This is a genomic window from Pseudomonas sp. S2_A02, from assembly GCF_054668495.1.
In genome coordinates this window covers 3,887,187-3,902,449 of sequence record NZ_CP162776.1, presented here as the reverse complement: position 1 = coordinate 3,902,449, position 15,263 = coordinate 3,887,187, and the positions used below count along the sequence as shown (strand labels likewise).

15 protein-coding genes and 2 pseudogenes are annotated in these 15,263 nt (G+C 59.1%); 10 read left to right on the top strand and 7 right to left on the bottom strand.

All coding sequences use genetic code 11. From position 1 onward, the window contains the following. Positions 1–135 precede the first annotated feature (135 nt). Positions 136–1,629 carry an aldehyde dehydrogenase gene (locus tag AB4O41_RS17750; protein ID WP_460144115.1) on the bottom strand — a complete coding sequence of 498 codons (1,494 nt, stop codon included), beginning with the start codon at positions 1,627–1,629 and terminating at the stop codon, positions 136–138. Between the two features lie 232 nt (positions 1,630–1,861). Here AB4O41_RS17750 and AB4O41_RS17745 point away from each other — a divergent pair, with 232 nt between their 5' ends. Continuing rightward, on the top strand, positions 1,862–2,224 hold the full coding sequence (locus AB4O41_RS17745; RefSeq protein ID WP_460144114.1) for a cupin domain-containing protein: 363 nt from the start codon (positions 1,862–1,864) through the stop codon (positions 2,222–2,224). Between the two features lie 192 nt (positions 2,225–2,416). On the opposite strand, the gene rpmG is transcribed toward AB4O41_RS17745, so the two are convergent. Further along, positions 2,417–2,572, bottom strand: a complete 156-nt coding sequence (gene rpmG, locus AB4O41_RS17740) for a 50S ribosomal protein L33 (protein ID WP_007894709.1) — start codon at positions 2,570–2,572, stop codon at positions 2,417–2,419. Positions 2,573–2,583: 11 nt separating this feature from the next. Next, a complete protein-coding gene (gene rpmB, locus AB4O41_RS17735; protein ID WP_007894701.1) occupies positions 2,584–2,817 on the bottom strand; it encodes a 50S ribosomal protein L28 in 234 nt (77 codons plus the stop codon). A gap of 445 nt (positions 2,818–3,262) precedes the next feature. On the opposite strand from rpmB, the gene AB4O41_RS17730 reads away from it, so the two are divergent. Beyond that, a complete protein-coding gene (locus AB4O41_RS17730; protein ID WP_460144113.1) occupies positions 3,263–4,849 on the top strand; it encodes an ABC transporter substrate-binding protein in 1,587 nt (528 codons plus the stop codon). Between the two features lie 127 nt (positions 4,850–4,976). Here the strand turns inward: AB4O41_RS17730 and radC are convergent. Further along, positions 4,977–5,650, bottom strand: a pseudogene (radC, locus tag AB4O41_RS17725) (RadC family protein). 136 nt (positions 5,651–5,786) lie between these two features. Between radC and coaBC the strand changes: the two are divergent. The 5 genes and pseudogenes from coaBC to AB4O41_RS17700 all read left to right on the top strand — a co-directional run bounded on the left by coaBC (position 5,787) and on the right by AB4O41_RS17700 (position 10,529). Further along, positions 5,787–6,995, top strand: a complete 1,209-nt coding sequence (coaBC, locus tag AB4O41_RS17720; RefSeq protein WP_460148373.1) for a bifunctional phosphopantothenoylcysteine decarboxylase/phosphopantothenate--cysteine ligase CoaBC — start codon at positions 5,787–5,789, stop codon at positions 6,993–6,995. A gap of 5 nt (positions 6,996–7,000) precedes the next feature. Beyond that, positions 7,001–7,456, top strand: a complete 456-nt coding sequence (gene dut, locus AB4O41_RS17715) for a dUTP diphosphatase (RefSeq protein WP_095054492.1) — start codon at positions 7,001–7,003, stop codon at positions 7,454–7,456. A 329-nt stretch (positions 7,457–7,785) separates the two neighbouring features. Then, a pseudogene (locus AB4O41_RS17710) lies at positions 7,786–9,162 on the top strand (phosphomannomutase/phosphoglucomutase); the annotation flags it as partial. A 25-nt stretch (positions 9,163–9,187) separates the two neighbouring features. Then, on the top strand, positions 9,188–10,093 hold the full coding sequence (gene argB, locus AB4O41_RS17705; protein ID WP_008007602.1) for an acetylglutamate kinase: 906 nt from the start codon (positions 9,188–9,190) through the stop codon (positions 10,091–10,093). A 202-nt stretch (positions 10,094–10,295) separates the two neighbouring features. Next, entirely contained in the window at positions 10,296–10,529 is a 234-nt protein-coding gene (locus AB4O41_RS17700) for a hypothetical protein (protein ID WP_460144112.1), read from the top strand. Positions 10,530–10,684: 155 nt separating this feature from the next. Here the strand turns inward: AB4O41_RS17700 and pyrE are convergent, their stop codons facing one another. Next, positions 10,685–11,329, bottom strand: coding sequence for an orotate phosphoribosyltransferase (pyrE, locus tag AB4O41_RS17695; protein ID WP_007894680.1), 645 nt, complete (start codon positions 11,327–11,329; stop codon positions 10,685–10,687). Between the two features lie 82 nt (positions 11,330–11,411). Between pyrE and AB4O41_RS17690 the strand changes: the two genes are divergently transcribed. Then, positions 11,412–12,191 (top strand): exodeoxyribonuclease III, encoded by a 780-nt coding sequence (locus AB4O41_RS17690; RefSeq protein ID WP_008030595.1) that lies wholly within the window; start codon positions 11,412–11,414, stop codon positions 12,189–12,191. A gap of 173 nt (positions 12,192–12,364) precedes the next feature. Here AB4O41_RS17690 and AB4O41_RS17685 read toward each other — a convergent pair whose 3' ends face one another. Together AB4O41_RS17685 and rph are read right to left on the bottom strand one after the other, a co-directional pair. Next, positions 12,365–12,733, bottom strand: coding sequence for a DUF4870 domain-containing protein (locus AB4O41_RS17685; protein WP_030132446.1), 369 nt, complete (start codon positions 12,731–12,733; stop codon positions 12,365–12,367). 29 nt (positions 12,734–12,762) lie between these two features. Continuing rightward, on the bottom strand, positions 12,763–13,485 hold the full coding sequence (gene rph / locus AB4O41_RS17680; protein WP_460144111.1) for a ribonuclease PH: 723 nt from the start codon (positions 13,483–13,485) through the stop codon (positions 12,763–12,765). 269 nt (positions 13,486–13,754) lie between these two features. Here rph and AB4O41_RS17675 point away from each other — a divergent pair, with 269 nt between their 5' ends. Continuing rightward, the gene (locus AB4O41_RS17675; protein ID WP_038980731.1) at positions 13,755–14,618 is read left to right on the top strand and encodes a YicC/YloC family endoribonuclease; all 864 of its coding nucleotides are present in this window, start codon (positions 13,755–13,757) and stop codon (positions 14,616–14,618) included. Between the two features lie 12 nt (positions 14,619–14,630). Beyond that, positions 14,631–15,251: a guanylate kinase gene (gene gmk / locus AB4O41_RS17670; RefSeq protein ID WP_007894672.1), complete on the top strand. Its 621-nt coding sequence runs from the start codon at positions 14,631–14,633 to the stop codon at positions 15,249–15,251. Positions 15,252–15,263 lie beyond the last annotated feature (12 nt).

Below are 15,263 nucleotides of genomic sequence, written 5' to 3'. Positions count from 1 at the left end.
GAGCGAGCCTGCTCGCGATGACGGAGCAACATTCAACCTTGACGTCGACTGTCATACCGCTATCGCGAGCAGGCTCGCTCCCACGAGGGATCTATGTTGCGTCGGGCCTCGATATGAACCGGGGCCCGCTACACATTACAACTTGATCCAGGTCGCCTTCAGCTCGGTGTACTTGTCGAACGCATGCAACGACTTGTCGCGACCGTTGCCGGACTGTTTGAATCCACCGAACGGTGCGGTCATGTCGCCGCCGTCGTACTGATTGACCCACACGCTACCGGCACGCAAAGCCTTGGCGGTCAGGTGAGCCTTGGAGATGTCGGCGGTCCAGACTGCTGCGGCCAGACCGTAAGGCGTGTCGTTGGCGATCTGGATGGCTTCTTCAGCGCTGTCGAAGGTAATGACCGACAACACCGGACCGAAGATTTCTTCCTGAGCAATTTTCATCGCGTTGCTCACGCCATCGAAAATCGTCGGCTCGATGTAAGTGCCACCGGTTTCCTGAAGAATGCGCTTGCCGCCAGCCACCAGTTTGGCGCCATCGATGTGACCGGATTCGATGTAGGACAACACAGTGTTCATCTGCTGGGTGTCCACCAGCGCACCGACATTGGTTGCCGGGTCCAGTGGGTTGCCCGGCTTCCAGGTTTTCAGAGCCTCGATCACCAGCGGCAGGAATTTGTCCTTGATCGAACGCTCGACTAGCAGGCGCGAGCCAGCGGTGCAGACTTCGCCCTGGTTGAAGGCGATCGCACCGGCGGCGGCTTCGGCGGCGGCTTGCAAGTCCGGCGCATCAGCGAACACGATGTTCGGGCTCTTGCCGCCAGCTTCCAGCCAGACGCGCTTCATGTTCGATTCGCCGGAGTAGATCAGCAGTTGCTTGGCGGTCCTGGTCGAACCGGTAAACACCAAGGTGTCGACGTCGTTGTGCAGGGCCAGGGCCTTGCCGATAGTGTGACCGTAACCTGGCAGCACGTTCAGCACGCCTTTGGGAATGCCGGCCTCGACGGCCAGTTCGGCGATGCGGATGGCGGTGAGCGGCGATTTTTCCGATGGCTTGAGAATCACCGAGTTACCGGTGGACAGCGCAGGCCCCAGTTTCCAGCAGGCCATCATCAAAGGAAAGTTCCACGGCACGATGGCGCCGACCACACCGACCGGCTCGCGAGTGACCAGACCCAGCAGATCGTGTGGGGTGGCGGCGACTTCGTCGTAGATCTTGTCGATGGCTTCACCGCTCCAGCTCAGGGCTTGCGCCGCGCCGGGAACGTCGATGTACAGGGAATCGCTGATCGGCTTGCCCATGTCCAGGGTTTCGAGCAGGGCCAGCTCTTCGGCGTGCTGTTTCAGCAGGCCGGCGAAACGAATCATGGTGGCTTTGCGTTTGGTCGGCGCCAGGCGCGACCAAGCGCCGGAATTGAAAGTGGCGCGGGCATTGTCCACGGCACGCTGGGCGTCGGCGGCATCACAACTGGCAATCTTGCCCAGCAGGCGGCCATCGACCGGGCTGATGCACTCAAAGGTATCGCCAGAGACGGCATCGGTGTATTCGCCATTGATGTAGGCGCGGCCTTCGATCTTCAGATCGCGAGCCCGTTGTTCCCAGTCGGCACGAGTCAGGGTGGTCATACGAGTGTCCTCCTCTTATTGAATACGAGTGCCCCGCGTTCTATGCGGGTGCTGTCAGGAATGCTGCCCGGCCAGCCTACCTTTCGGCCTGGACAACCGTCACCCTAAACCAGCGGCCGTAATTGTTTCAATATATTTGACACAAGGTCGGTAAACGGTCTTGAAGTGTTCATTTTAATAAACATAGACTTCTATCCAGCCACTCGCGCCGCAATCATGGGGAATTACAAGAATGAACATCCAAGACATCGTCGATTTCAGCCAGGCCAACACCCAGCCTGATCGCTATCGGCCAGACCCGGCGAAAGTCCTCAAGGGCGACCCCGAGCAAGCGGTGTACAACCACTACAACAGCCCGTGCGGCCAGATGAGTACAGGTGTCTGGGAAGGCGAAGTCGGCCAGTGGCTAGTGAACTATACCGAGCACGAATACTGCGAAATCGTTCAGGGGGTTTCAGTACTGCGCGACAACGATGGCAACGCCAAGACTTTGCGCGTGGGCGATCGCTTCGTGATCCCGGCCGGTTTCAAAGGCACCTGGGAAGTGCTGGAGCCGTGCCGCAAGATCTATGTGGTGTTTGAACAGAAGGCTTGAGGATTTGTGCTGTTTGGGCCGGCCCCTTCGCGAGCAAGCCCGCTCCCACAGGGATCTGTGTCAATCACAAAACCTGTGGGCGCGTGGCTTGCCCGCGATGAGGCCCTGACAGACAACACAAAACCCACAGGCAACAAAAAAAAGGCCCGTATCTCGCGATACGGGCCTTTTTTCGTAAGAGGGAAAAATCAATTACTTGATTTTGCCTTCTTTGTAGATCACGTGCTTACGAACAACCGGATCAAATTTCTTGATCTCGATTTTGTCCGGAGTAGTGCGCTTGTTCTTGTCGGTAGTGTAAAAGTGACCAGTACCGGCGCTCGAAATCAAACGAATCAATTCACGCATGATTAGCTCCCTTAGATCTTGCCGGCTTTGCGGATTTCGGCCAGCACGACAGTGATGCCACGCTTGTCGATGATACGCATGCCTTTGGCAGATACGCGCAGACGCACGAAACGTTTCTCTTCTTCAACCCAGAAGCGGTGATGCTGCAGGTTCGGCAGGAAACGACGACGGGTTTTGTTGTTTGCGTGGGAAATGTTATTCCCAGTCACCGGACCCTTACCGGTAACTTGACATACTCTCGACATGCCTCAGCCCTCTAAAACCACATGCCCAACCCGGCATGGGTTGGCCGCTTAATCTCTCAGTCATTTGGCGCCAGGCGCCGCGTTTCTTTAGAGGTCTTACCGGCTACACCTACAGTGAAGGAACCGGGCCCCTAGAAAAGAGCGCTGCTTTATACCAGAAAGACTGGAGAGCAACAACATTCCGTGTGCGCGAACTTGATAAATTCCCCCTTTTACGGGCGCCGGGCGCCTTGGATAAAGGCTGTCGTCGATTAAGACCGCTCGTCGCAGAGAATCGGCTAACCGACCGGTTCCGGGTTTTCCTCGGCCCGCATCACCGAAAACAAGCGCACATAGTCCCCTTAAAACGAAAAAGGGGATAGTCATTTGCAAAAGAGCCCACTAGGGTAAGCCTTTTCCAGACTGCACTTGCAGATGGGCCTTCGATCTGTAAAGGAATCCGACCATGCGCCTTGCTGCCCTACCGCTGCTGCTCGCCCCACTGCTGCTGAGCCCATTGGCCCATGCCGCCGCCCTGACCGTCTGCACCGAGGCCAGCCCTGAAGGGTTCGATGTGGTGCAATACAACTCGCTGACCACCACCAATGCCTCGGCCGATGTGCTGATGGACCGCCTGGTGGACTTCGACACGGCCAGCGGCAAAGTGGTCGCCAGCCTCGCGGACAGTTGGGAAGTCACGCCCGATGGCCTGACCTATATCTTCAAATTGCACCCGCAGGTGAAATTTCACCATACCGAATACTTCAACCCGACGCATGACCTGACCGCCGAAGACGTGAAGTTCAGTTTCGACCGCATGCTCGACCCGGCAAACACATGGCACAAAGTGGCGCAGAGTGGCTTTCCGCACGCGCAATCGATGCAGTTACCGGCGTTGATCAAGAAGATCGACGCACTGGACCCGCTTACCATCCGCTTCACCCTCGATCACCCGGACTCTACTTTCCTGCCGACCCTGAGCATGGGTTTCGCCTCGATCTATTCGGCTGAGTACGCCGACAAACTGCTGAAGGCCGGCACCCCGGAGAAACTCAACAGCCAGCCGATCGGCAGCGGCCCGTTCATCTTCACGCGTTTCCAGAAAGACGCCTCGATTCGCTACAAGGCCAACCCGGATTACTTCCGCGGCAAGCCGTCGGTTGACCCGCTGATCTTCGCCATCACTCCGGACGCGAACGTGCGCTTGCAGAAATTGCGCCGCAACGAGTGCCAGATCGCCCTGTCGCCCAAACCGCTGGACGTACAGTCTGCGAAGCAGGAACCAACGCTGAAGGTGGAAAAGACTGACGCCTTCATGACCGCATTCGTCGGCATCAACAGCCAGCATCCGCCGCTGGACAAACCCGAAGTACGTCAGGCAATCAACCTGGCGTTCGACAAGGCCAACTACATCAAGGCCGTGTTCGAAGACACCGCCGAACCCGCCAACGGTCCATATCCGCCCAACACCTGGAGCTACGCCAAAGGCTTGCCGGGCTACCCGCATGACGTCGAAAAGGCCCGTGCATTGATGGCCAAGGCAGGGCTCAAAAATGGTTTCCAGACCACCATCTGGACCCGCCCTTCCGGCAGCCTGCTGAACCCCAATCCGAGCCTCGGCGCGCAATTGCTGCAGTCCGACCTCGCGGAAATCGGCATCCAGGCCGAAATTCGCGTGATCGAATGGGGCGAGCTGATTCGTCGCGCCAAGGCCGGCGAGCACGACCTGCTGTTCATGGGCTGGGCCGGCGACAACGGCGACCCGGATAACTTCCTCACGCCGCAGTTTTCCTGCGCGGGGGTCAAATCCGGCACCAACTTCGCCCGCTACTGCAACCAGGACCTGGACAAGCTGATCAGCGCCGGCAAGACCACTGGCGAGCAAGGTGTACGCACCAAGCTCTACGAACAGGCTCAGGCGCAGATCCAGCAACAGGCGCTGTGGCTGCCACTGGCTCACCCGACCGCTTTCGCGTTGACGCGCAAGGACGTTGAGGGCTATCAAGTGAGCCCGTTCGGCCGCCAGGATTACTCGAAGGTCAACCTCAAGTAATCAGCGTCACCACCAAACCCTGTGGGAGCGGGCTTGCTCGCGAAAGCGGTCTGTCAGTAGACATTGATATCGACAGACACGATGCCTTCGCGAGCAAGCCCGCTCCCACATGGGTTTTCGTCGCTCACTACATCCACCCGTACTCAGCCATGGACAGCGGATCGCCGTCACCGACGATGAAAGGTCGAGCACCCGCACATCAATCAAGTCCAGGGCCTCTTGCAGGCGCTTGGTCAGCGTGCGGTCGGCTTGACTGGGGTTGGTGTTACCCGACGGATGGTTGTGGCAGAGGATCAACGCTGCGGCGTTGTGGGCCAAGGCGCGTTTAACCACTTGCCTCGGATAAACACTGGTGCTGTCGATGGAGCCGCGAAACAGAACTTCAAACGCCAGAACTTGATGCTTGGAATCCAGAAACAGACACCCGAATACCTCGTGAGGCTCGTGGCGCAGCATCGCTTTCAGGTAGTCACGAACCGCCTGTGGATTCTCCAGTGCCGATTTTTGACGCGCACATTCGGCCAAATGCCTTCTGCCCATTTCCTGTGCCGCTTGCAGCTGAGCGAATTTCGCTGGCCCAAGCCCTAATTGCCTGCTGAACGCAGCTTGATCGGCCTCTAGCAGTGAGCGCAGGCTGCCAAATTGATTCAGCAGGTGTCGCGCCAGATCCACCGCGCTTTTACCCGACACGCCGGTTCGTAAAAAAATCGCCAGCAGCTCGGCGTCCGAAAGACTCCCCGAGCCCAACTCAAGCAACCTCTCCCGCGGCCGCTCCGCCGCCGGCCAATCACGAATACTCATAGCACCTCCCTGGAATGTGGGCGCCGCTGTTCCATAGCGGTCGCTGTGATATCGTAGCCCATCTTTTTTGCTGGCGAATTCATCCCTGGGGAGGGGGTATCGCCAAGCAGTCATCAACGAAATGAAAGGCAGACCTATGCAGCGGCTGTATCGGAAACGCATCGTTCTGGGCGTCGGCGGCGGCATTGCTGCCTACAAGAGCGCCGAGCTGGTTCGCCGCCTGATCGACCAGGGCGCTGAAGTGCGCGTGGTCATGACCCGTGGCGGCAGCGAATTCATTACCCCGCTGACCATGCAGGCCTTGTCAGGGCATCCGGTCCATCTCGATTTGCTGGACCCGGCGGCCGAAGCCGCGATGGGCCACATCGAGCTGGCCAAATGGGCCGATCTGGTACTGATCGCTCCCGCCACCGCGGACCTGATCGCCCGACTGGCCCAAGGCATTGCCGACGACCTGCTGACCACGCTAGTGCTGGCCACCGACGCCGTGGTCGCGGTTGCCCCGGCGATGAACCAGGCCATGTGGCGCGACCCGGCGACCCAGGCGAATCTGAAAACCCTCGAAAGTCGCGACCTCAAGGTCTTCGGCCCAGCCTCCGGCAGCCAGGCCTGCGGCGACGTCGGCATGGGCCGCATGCTCGAAGCCACCGACCTCGCCCAGTGCGCGGCAGACTGCTTCCAGCGTCAGGCACTGACCGGCAAACACGTGCTGATCACCGCTGGCCCGACCCAGGAAAACATTGATCCGGTGCGCTACATCACCAACCACAGCTCCGGAAAAATGGGCTTTGCCCTGGCCGAAGCCGCGGTAGAAGCCGGCGCCCGCGTAACCCTGATCACAGGCCCCGTGCACCTGCCGACCCCGGATCGCGTCACCCGTATCGATGTGGTCAGCGCTCGCGACATGCTCGCCGCCTGCGAAGCGGCGATCCCTTGCGACCTGTTCATCGCCTCTGCTGCGGTCGCGGACTACCGCCCGGAAGTCGTCGCCCCACAGAAACTCAAGAAAGACCCTACGAACGGCGACGGCTTGTTGCTACAGATGGTGCGCAACCCAGACATCCTGGCCACCATCGCCACTCGCCCTGACCGTCCGTTCAGTGTCGGCTTCGCCGCCGAAACCGAACATCTGCTCGATTACGCTGCACGCAAGTTGAAAGACAAGAACCTCGATCTGATCGTCGCCAACGACGTCGCGAACCCGAGTATTGGCTTCAACAGCGAAGAAAACGCCTGCAGCGTGATCGACCGTGAGCTGCACGCCATACTCTTCGCCCAGACCAGCAAGAGCAAAATCGCTCGCCAGCTGATCACTTTTATCGCCGAACGTCTGAACCAGGTTTAATTTACATGCACGCTTTGCAAGCCAAGATCCTCGACCCACGCATCGGTACCGAATTCCCGCTGCCGCAATACGCCACGCCAGGCTCCGCCGGCCTCGACCTGCGCGCCATGCTGGAAAAAGACACCATCATCAAGCCGGGCGAAACCCTGCTGATTCCGACTGGCCTGTCTGTCTACATTGGCGATCCAGGTTTGGCCGCGCTGATTCTGCCGCGCTCAGGCCTGGGCCATAAGCACGGCATCGTGCTGGGCAATCTGGTCGGCCTGATCGACTCCGATTACCAGGGCCCGCTGATGGTGTCGTGCTGGAACCGTGGCCAGACCGATTTCAACATGGTGGTAGGCGAACGCCTGGCCCAATTGGTGCTGGTACCGGTGGTTCAAGCGCATTTTGAAATGGTCGAAGAGTTCGTCGAAACCCAGCGCGGCACCGGCGGTTTCGGACATTCCGGCAGCCACTGATCTGATAGAGAACCCTGTGGCGAGCGAGCTTGCTCGCGCTGGGCTGCGAAGCGGCCCCAAGATTTTATGGGTGCTGCGCACCCAAGCGGGAGCAAGCTCCCTCACCACAAATTGCAAAGACGTCATCTGGAAGGTTTACCACTGAAAATCAAGGCATTGAACGGACAATTGCTCGCCAATGCTGATGGCATGGCCTTTTCACACCACGAACTCTCGGTGGAAAACACCGTCATACCCTTCAGTTTGAGCCTGTAGACGAGTTTTTCGCCGGCAGGTCCAGCCACTTTCAAGATGGAGCATTCCTACAGATGAGCACCCCAGCCCAAGTCGCACCCAAGTTCCCCGACAGCATCTTCCGCGCCTACGACATTCGCGGCACCGTCCCGGAATTCTTGAACGCTGAAACAGCTTATTGGCTTGGTCGCGCCATCGGCTCCCAGAGCCTGGCCCAGGACGAACCCAACGTGTCCGTCGGCCGTGACGGTCGCCTCTCCGGCCCGGAGCTGGTCGAGCAACTGATCAAAGGCCTGGCCGACAGCGGTTGCCACGTCAGCGACGTCGGCCTGGTGCCAACCCCTGCACTGTACTACGCCGCCAACGTATTGGCCGGCAAATCCGGCGTGATGCTCACCGGCAGCCACAACCCGTCGAACTACAACGGCTTCAAAATCGTCATCGCTGGCGACACTTTGGCCAACGAACAGATCCAGGCCCTGCACGACCGCCTCAAGACCAACAACCTGAGCAGCGGCAAGGGCAGCATCACCCAGGTCGACATCCTCGACCGTTACAACACCGAAATCGTCCAGGACATCAAACTGGCTCGCCGCCTCAAAGTCGTGGTCGACTGCGGTAACGGCGCGGCCGGCGTGATCGCCCCGCAACTGATCGAAGCCCTGAACTGCGAAGTCATCCCGCTGTTCTGCGACGTCGACGGCAATTTCCCGAATCACCACCCGGACCCGGGCAAGCCTGAAAACCTGGTCGACCTGATCGCCAAGGTCAAGGAAACCAATGCCGACATCGGCCTGGCCTTCGACGGCGACGGCGACCGCGTTGGCGTAGTGACCAACACCGGCAGCATCGTCTACCCCGACCGTCTGCTGATGCTGTTCGCCCGCGACGTCGTGGCGCGCAACCCGAACGCGGAAATCATCTTCGACGTCAAATGCACCCGTCGCCTGACGCCATTGATCAAGGAATACGGCGGTCGCCCGCTAATGTGGAAGACCGGTCACTCGTTGATCAAAAAGAAAATGAAACAAACCGGCGCCCTGCTGGCCGGCGAAATGAGCGGCCACATCTTCTTCAAGGAACGCTGGTTCGGTTTCGACGACGGTATTTACAGCGCCGCGCGCCTGCTGGAGATCCTCAGCAAGGAAAAATCCACCGCGGAAGAGCTGTTCGCGACCTTCCCGAACGATATTTCTACGCCAGAGATCAATATCCATGTGACCGAAGAGAGCAAATTCAGCATCATTGATGCTCTGCACGACGCGAAGTGGGGCGAAGGCGCCGACCTGACCACCATTGACGGCGTGCGAGTCGACTACGCCAAAGGCTGGGGCCTGGTTCGCGCGTCCAACACCACACCGGTGCTGGTGCTGCGCTTCGAGGCCGATGACGAGGCTGAATTGCAGCGCATCAAGGATGTGTTCCACGTCCAGCTGAAACGCGTTGCACCTGATCTCCAATTACCGTTTTGATCTTCTGAAGCACCCGGAGCCCTGAATGACCCTCGAACGCGAAGCCGCCGCCAACACCGCCAAGGTCCTGTCCGAAGCGCTGCCTTACATTCGCCGCTATGTCGGCAAGACGCTGGTGATCAAATACGGCGGCAACGCGATGGAAAGCGAGGAGCTGAAAACCGGCTTCGCCCGCGACATCGTGCTGATGAAAGCCGTCGGCATTAACCCGGTGGTGGTTCACGGCGGCGGCCCGCAAATCGGCGACCTGCTCAAGCGTCTGTCGATCGAGAGCCACTTCATCGATGGTATGCGCGTGACTGATGCGCAAACCATGGACGTGGTGGAAATGGTCCTCGGCGGCCAGGTCAACAAGGACATCGTCAACCTGATCAACCGTCATGGCGGCAGCGCCATCGGCCTGACCGGTAAAGACGCCGAGCTGATTCGCGCGAAAAAGCTCACTGTTACCCGCCAGACGCCGGAGATGACCCAACCGGAAATCATCGATATTGGCCAAGTGGGCGAAGTGGTCGGCATCAACACTGACCTGCTGAACCTGTTGGTCAAAGGCGATTTCATCCCGGTGATCGCGCCTATCGGCGTCGGCGCCAACGGCGAGTCGTACAACATCAACGCTGACCTGGTGGCCGGTAAAGTTGCCGAAGCGCTGAAGGCTGAAAAGCTGATGCTGCTGACCAACATCGCCGGCCTGATGGACAAGTCGGGCACGGTTCTGACCGGCCTGACGACTCAACAGGTCGACGACCTGATCGCCGACGGCACTATCTACGGCGGCATGCTGCCGAAGATTCGTTGCGCGCTGGAAGCGGTACAGGGCGGCGTGGGTAGCTCGTTGATCATCGATGGGCGGGTGCCGAACGCGATTCTGCTGGAAATCTTCACCGACACCGGTGTGGGTACTTTGATCAGCAATCGCAAGCGTCACTGATTCAAACCTTAAAAAGATCGCAGCCTTCGGCAGCTCCTGCAACAGCGGATTTTCGGATGTACGAAAACTCTGTAGGAGCTAACGAAGTCTGCGATCTTTTTTATACGAGCAGGAAATGCCTGACCTGATTGGGCGAAACGTCCGACATCGCAAAAGAATCAATCTGCATAGGATCGTCCCTGAATCCACAGGAGATCTATCCATGCAAAAAGCCTATGTCCCATACGGCAGTGATGTTTCACCTGGCACCTATGCCTGCGTCGATTGCGGTCATGAGTATTCGAACCAAGCCAAAACCTCGATGCCGCCGTGCCCGCAACTCCGGAAAACCCCACACACCCGTCATGGCTGGAAAATTCTTAACGGTCAGGGCGATGCCGCTGTTGATCCGTACCCAGAGAAAACCAATAAACCCGTCGGGATCAAAAAGCGCTGACAAAAAAACCCGCTCAGACTGGCTGGGCGGGTCTTTTGTTTGCCTGCGATCTTTGTAGGAGCGAGGCTTGCCCGCGAAGAGGTCGTCACATCCAACATGAATGTTGGCTATTCGATCGCTTTCGCGGGCAAGCCTCGCTCCTACAAGGGATGGCGTCAGACGCCGAACTGGGCGCGATACGCTTCGACGGCAGGCAAATGCTGCTTGAGCTGCGGATCGTCAGCCAGGAATTCCAGCACCTGGTTCAGCGAAACAATGCTGATCACCGGGATACCAAAGTCACGCTCCACTTCCTGGATGGCCGACAATTCGCCGTTGCCCCGCTCCTGACGGTTCAGAGCGATCAACACGCCGGCGGCTTTGGCGCCATCCTGGGATGCGATGATCTGCATCACTTCACGGATGGCGGTGCCTGCGGTGATCACGTCGTCGATGATCAACACGTCGCCGGTCAATGGCGCGCCGACCAGACTGCCGCCTTCGCCGTGGGCCTTGGCTTCCTTGCGGTTGAAGCACCATGGCAAATCACGACCATGATGTTCGGCCAGCGCCACGGCGGTAGTCGCCGCCAACGGGATGCCTTTGTAGGCAGGGCCGAACAGCACGTCGAACGAAATACCGCTCTCGACGATGGCTGCCGCATAGAAACGACCCAGCTGCGCCAGGGCAGAACCCGAGTTGAACAGGCCGGCATTGAAGAAGTAAGGACTGGTGCGTCCGGACTTCAGGGTGAACTCACCGAAGCGCAAAACGCCACGATCAATGGCAAAACGAATGAAGTCGCGCTGATACGCTTGCATGAAAAAAACCCCAAATACCACGGATTTAGCTAATTAGGTAGACGCCGTGTATCATACCCGCACGCGATTTTTGGGGCCACTTATGCGGATCATCAGTGTGAACGTCAATGGTATTCAGGCTGCAGTCGAGCGTGGTTTGCTCAGTTGGCTGCAAGCACAGAATGCCGACGTCATCTGCCTGCAGGACACCCGCGCCTCCGCCTTTGAACTGGACGATCCAGCCTTCCAACTGGATGGCTACTTCCTTTATGCCTGCGAAGCCGAAGTTCCCGCCCAAGGTGGCGTGGCTTTGTACTCGCGGTTGCAACCGAAGGCAGTCATCAGCGGTCTCGGTTTCGAGACGGCCGACCGCTACGGGCGTTACCTGCAAGCCGATTTCGACAAGGTCAGCATCGCGACCTTGCTGCTCCCTTCGGGACAGAACGGCGATGAAGACTTGAACCAGAAGTTCAAGCTAATGGACGACTTCGCCCGTTATCTGGATAAACAGCGACGCAAACGTCGCGAGTACATTTATTGTGGCTCGCTGTACGTGGCGCAACAGAAGCTGGATATCAAGAACTGGCGCGACAGCCAGCAATCTCCGGGTTTCCTGGCGCCTGAGCGTGCCTGGATGGACGAGATTGTCGGCAACATGGGTTATGTCGATGCCCTGCGTGAGGTCAGCCGTGAAGGCGACCAGTACAGCTGGTGGCCGGACAACGAACAGGCCGAGATGCTCAACCTGGGCTGGCGTTTCGACTACCAGATACTGACGCCGGGCCTGCGGCGTTTTGTACGCAGCGCACGCCTGCCGCGCCAGCCACGGTTCTCGCAGCATGCACCGTTGATCGTGGACTACGACTGGACGCTGACTATCTAAGCGTCTTTTCGCAGATGCAAAAAAGCCGACTTCGCTGTCGGCTTTTTTGTGGGTGATTTGCTTTCTGTGGGAGCGGGCTTGCCCACGATGAGGTCGTCGCAGTCAACAGATGTGTTGCCTGCCAGATCGCTATCGCGGGCAAGCCCGCTCCCACAGGAAATCTTTGCTGGCTATTATTTGATCAGCCGCCAGGTGAACGGGTACCGGTAAGGGAACCCTTCATTGGCTTTCACGCCAGCAATGATCGTCAACACCAGCGCACCGATCGCGACCAGACCAAACAGGAAGAACCCGATGATCACCACCATCAGCAGGAAGCAGATGGCGGAAGCAATGGCGACGGTGATCTGAAAGTTCAGCGCTTCCTTGCCTTGCGCGTCGATGAACGGGTCTGACTCGCGCTTCATCTGCCAGAGAATCAGCGGCCCGATCAGCGTGCCGAACGGCAGCCAGATCCCCAGCAAGGCGGACAGGTGACAAAACATCGCCCACTGACGAACCTCGCGGCTCGGTGTGGGTAGCGGCAGTTGCTCGTCACTCATGGCGTCCTCCTTGCGTGGAGCAGGTCCGATCAGTCAGCCAGTGCAGCCTTCTGCAGTTCGAAAATCTCGTTCATGCCTTTCTTCGCCAGCGCCAGCATCGCGTTTAGCTCTTCCGGCTGGAACGGCGCGCCTTCGGCAGTGCCCTGAACCTCGATGAAACCGCCAGTGCTGATCATCACCACATTGAGGTCAGTCTCGGCAGCCGAATCTTCCAGGTAGTCGAGGTCAAGCACAGGCTCGCCCTGGTACATGCCCACCGAAACGGCAGCGATCATTTGCTTGAGTGGGTCGCCACCTTTCAGGCCGCCACGCTTCTTGATCACTTTCAAGGCGTCGATCAGTGCAACCATCGCACCGGTTATGGACGCGGTGCGGGTGCCGCCGTCAGCCTGGATCACGTCGCAGTCGACGTACAGGGTGACGTCGCCCAGCTTGGACATGTCCAGCGCAGCGCGCAGGGAACGGCCGATCAGACGCTGGATTTCCAGAGTACGGCCGCCTTGCTTGCCGCGGCTCGCTTCACGCTGGTTACGCTCACCAGTGGCGCGTGGCAGCATGCCGTATTCGGCGGTCAACCAACCCTGGCCCTGACCTTTGAGGAAACGCGGCACGCCGTTCTCGACGCTGACGGTGCAGATGACTTTGGTATCACCGAACTCGACCAGCACAGAACCCTCGGCGTGTTTGGTGTAGTTGCGGGTAATGCGGATCGAGCGGAGCTGATCGGCAGCGCGACCACTTGGACGTTTCATAGGGATTACCTGTACGGAGGACGGAAAACTGCCGAGCATTATAGAGCCGTGGGCCGCGAGTGGGCACTTCTAAAAAAATCGCCCGACGATTGAAGCCCCTGAATAGAGCTTAGCCGACGGCCTGCAGCTCTTTGTCACAGCGTGTGTTTGGGCGCATCCGCCCCACTGCGCTACAATCCTGCGCCTTTGCTGCCTGTCGGCTTTAATTCACAGATAGCGGGTCCGCGAAACCATGGGTTACGCGCCGACCTGCATTGCGAGGTACCTCCATGGTGCACAGCATGACCGCCTTCGCCCGCGTCGAGAAAGCCGGCGTCCAGGGCACCCTGAGTTGGGAACTGCGCTCGGTCAACAGCCGCTACCTGGAACCCCACCTGCGTCTGCCGGAATCTTTCCGCGACCTCGAAGGCGCGGTCCGCGAAGCCCTGCGCCAGGAACTGTCCCGGGGCAAGCTCGAATGCACCCTGCGCTTTACCGAAGAAAGCACCGGCAAACCGCTGCAAGTGGACCGCGAGCGCGCCGCGCAACTGGTCGCTGCCGCCGAGACGGTCGCCAGCCTGATCAAGAACCCGGCCGCACTGAACCCGCTGGAAGTCCTGGCCTGGCCCGGCGTGCTGGTGGCCGATGCCGCCGACCCGCAAGCGCTGAATGCCGAAGCCCTGGCGCTGTTCCATCAGGGGCTGAAAGAACTCAAGGCCGGTCGCGAGCGCGAAGGCACTGAGCTGGCGCGATTGATCAACGAGCGCCTGACCTCTATTGAAGGGGATGTGGTGATCCTGCGTGAGCTGGTCCCGCAGATGCTCGCCACCCAACGCCAGAAAGTCCTCGACCGCTTCACCGACATGAAGGCCGACCTCGACCCGCAGCGACTGGAACAGGAAATGGTCATGCTCGCGCAAAAGAGCGACGTCGCCGAAGAACTGGATCGCCTGAGCACTCACATCATCGAAGTTCGCCGGGTGCTCAAATCCGGCGGCGCTGCCGGTCGGCGCCTCGACTTCCTGATGCAGGAACTCAACCGCGAAGCCAACACACTGGGCTCCAAAGCCTTCGACCCGCGCAGCACGACAGCGGCGGTCAACCTCAAAGTGTTGATCGAGCAGATGCGCGAACAAGTGCAGAATATTGAGTAAGGCAAACCCGACATGACCCACAGCACCGGCACCCTGTACATCATTTCCGCCCCTTCGGGCGCGGGCAAGAGCAGTCTGGTCAAGGCTCTGACCGACGCTGATCAGGAGATCCGCGTCTCGGTCTCCCACACCACCCGCGCCATGCGCCCCGGTGAAGTGAACGGCGTGAACTATCACTTCGTCGAACGCAGCGAGTTCGTGAAGATGATCGAGCACGGAGATTTCCTCGAGCGCGCCGAGGTGTTCGGTAATCTCTATGGCACCTCGCAAAGCCACCTGCAGCAGACCCTGGATGAAGGCCACGACCTGATTCTGGAAATTGACTGGCAGGGTGCCGAGCAGGTGCGCAAGTTGATGCCCCAGGCGCGTTCGATCTTCATTCTGCCGCCGTCCCTGGAAGCCTTGCGTCAGCGCCTGAACAATCGCGGCCAGGACAGCAACGAGGTCATCGAAGGCCGGATGCGTGAAGCCGTCAGCGAAATGAGCCACTACGTCGACTACGACTACCTGATCATCAACGACGATTTCGCCCACGCGCTGCGTGATTTGCAGGCGATTTTCCGTGCCAATCAGCTGCATCAGAAGCGTCAGCAGCAGCGTAACGGAAAACTTTTGGCTGAATTGCTCGGCTAAACAGCTCTTCCC

Bases quoted from the DNA above. Each gene is read 5' to 3' on its own strand.
- rpmG (WP_007894709.1), bottom strand. From the start codon at position 2,572: ATGCGTGAATTGATTCGTTTGATTTCGAGCGCCGGTACTGGTCACTTT.
- gmk (WP_007894672.1), top strand. From the start codon at position 14,631: ATGACCCACAGCACCGGCACCCTGTACATCATTTCCGCCCCTTCGGGC.
- AB4O41_RS17750 (WP_460144115.1), bottom strand. From the start codon at position 1,629: ATGACCACCCTGACTCGTGCCGACTGGGAACAACGGGCTCGCGATCTG.
- pyrE (WP_007894680.1), bottom strand. From the start codon at position 11,329: ATGCAAGCGTATCAGCGCGACTTCATTCGTTTTGCCATTGATCGTGGC.
- dut (WP_095054492.1), top strand. From the start codon at position 7,001: ATGCACGCTTTGCAAGCCAAGATCCTCGACCCACGCATCGGTACCGAA.
- argB (WP_008007602.1), top strand. From the start codon at position 9,188: ATGACCCTCGAACGCGAAGCCGCCGCCAACACCGCCAAGGTCCTGTCC.
- AB4O41_RS17675 (WP_038980731.1), top strand. From the start codon at position 13,755: ATGGTGCACAGCATGACCGCCTTCGCCCGCGTCGAGAAAGCCGGCGTC.
- AB4O41_RS17685 (WP_030132446.1), bottom strand. From the start codon at position 12,733: ATGAGTGACGAGCAACTGCCGCTACCCACACCGAGCCGCGAGGTTCGT.
- AB4O41_RS17730 (WP_460144113.1), top strand. From the start codon at position 3,263: ATGCGCCTTGCTGCCCTACCGCTGCTGCTCGCCCCACTGCTGCTGAGC.
- AB4O41_RS17745 (WP_460144114.1), top strand. From the start codon at position 1,862: ATGAACATCCAAGACATCGTCGATTTCAGCCAGGCCAACACCCAGCCT.
- coaBC (WP_460148373.1), top strand. From the start codon at position 5,787: ATGCAGCGGCTGTATCGGAAACGCATCGTTCTGGGCGTCGGCGGCGGC.
- rph (WP_460144111.1), bottom strand. From the start codon at position 13,485: ATGAAACGTCCAAGTGGTCGCGCTGCCGATCAGCTCCGCTCGATCCGC.
- rpmB (WP_007894701.1), bottom strand. From the start codon at position 2,817: ATGTCGAGAGTATGTCAAGTTACCGGTAAGGGTCCGGTGACTGGGAAT.
- AB4O41_RS17700 (WP_460144112.1), top strand. From the start codon at position 10,296: ATGCAAAAAGCCTATGTCCCATACGGCAGTGATGTTTCACCTGGCACC.
- AB4O41_RS17690 (WP_008030595.1), top strand. From the start codon at position 11,412: ATGCGGATCATCAGTGTGAACGTCAATGGTATTCAGGCTGCAGTCGAG.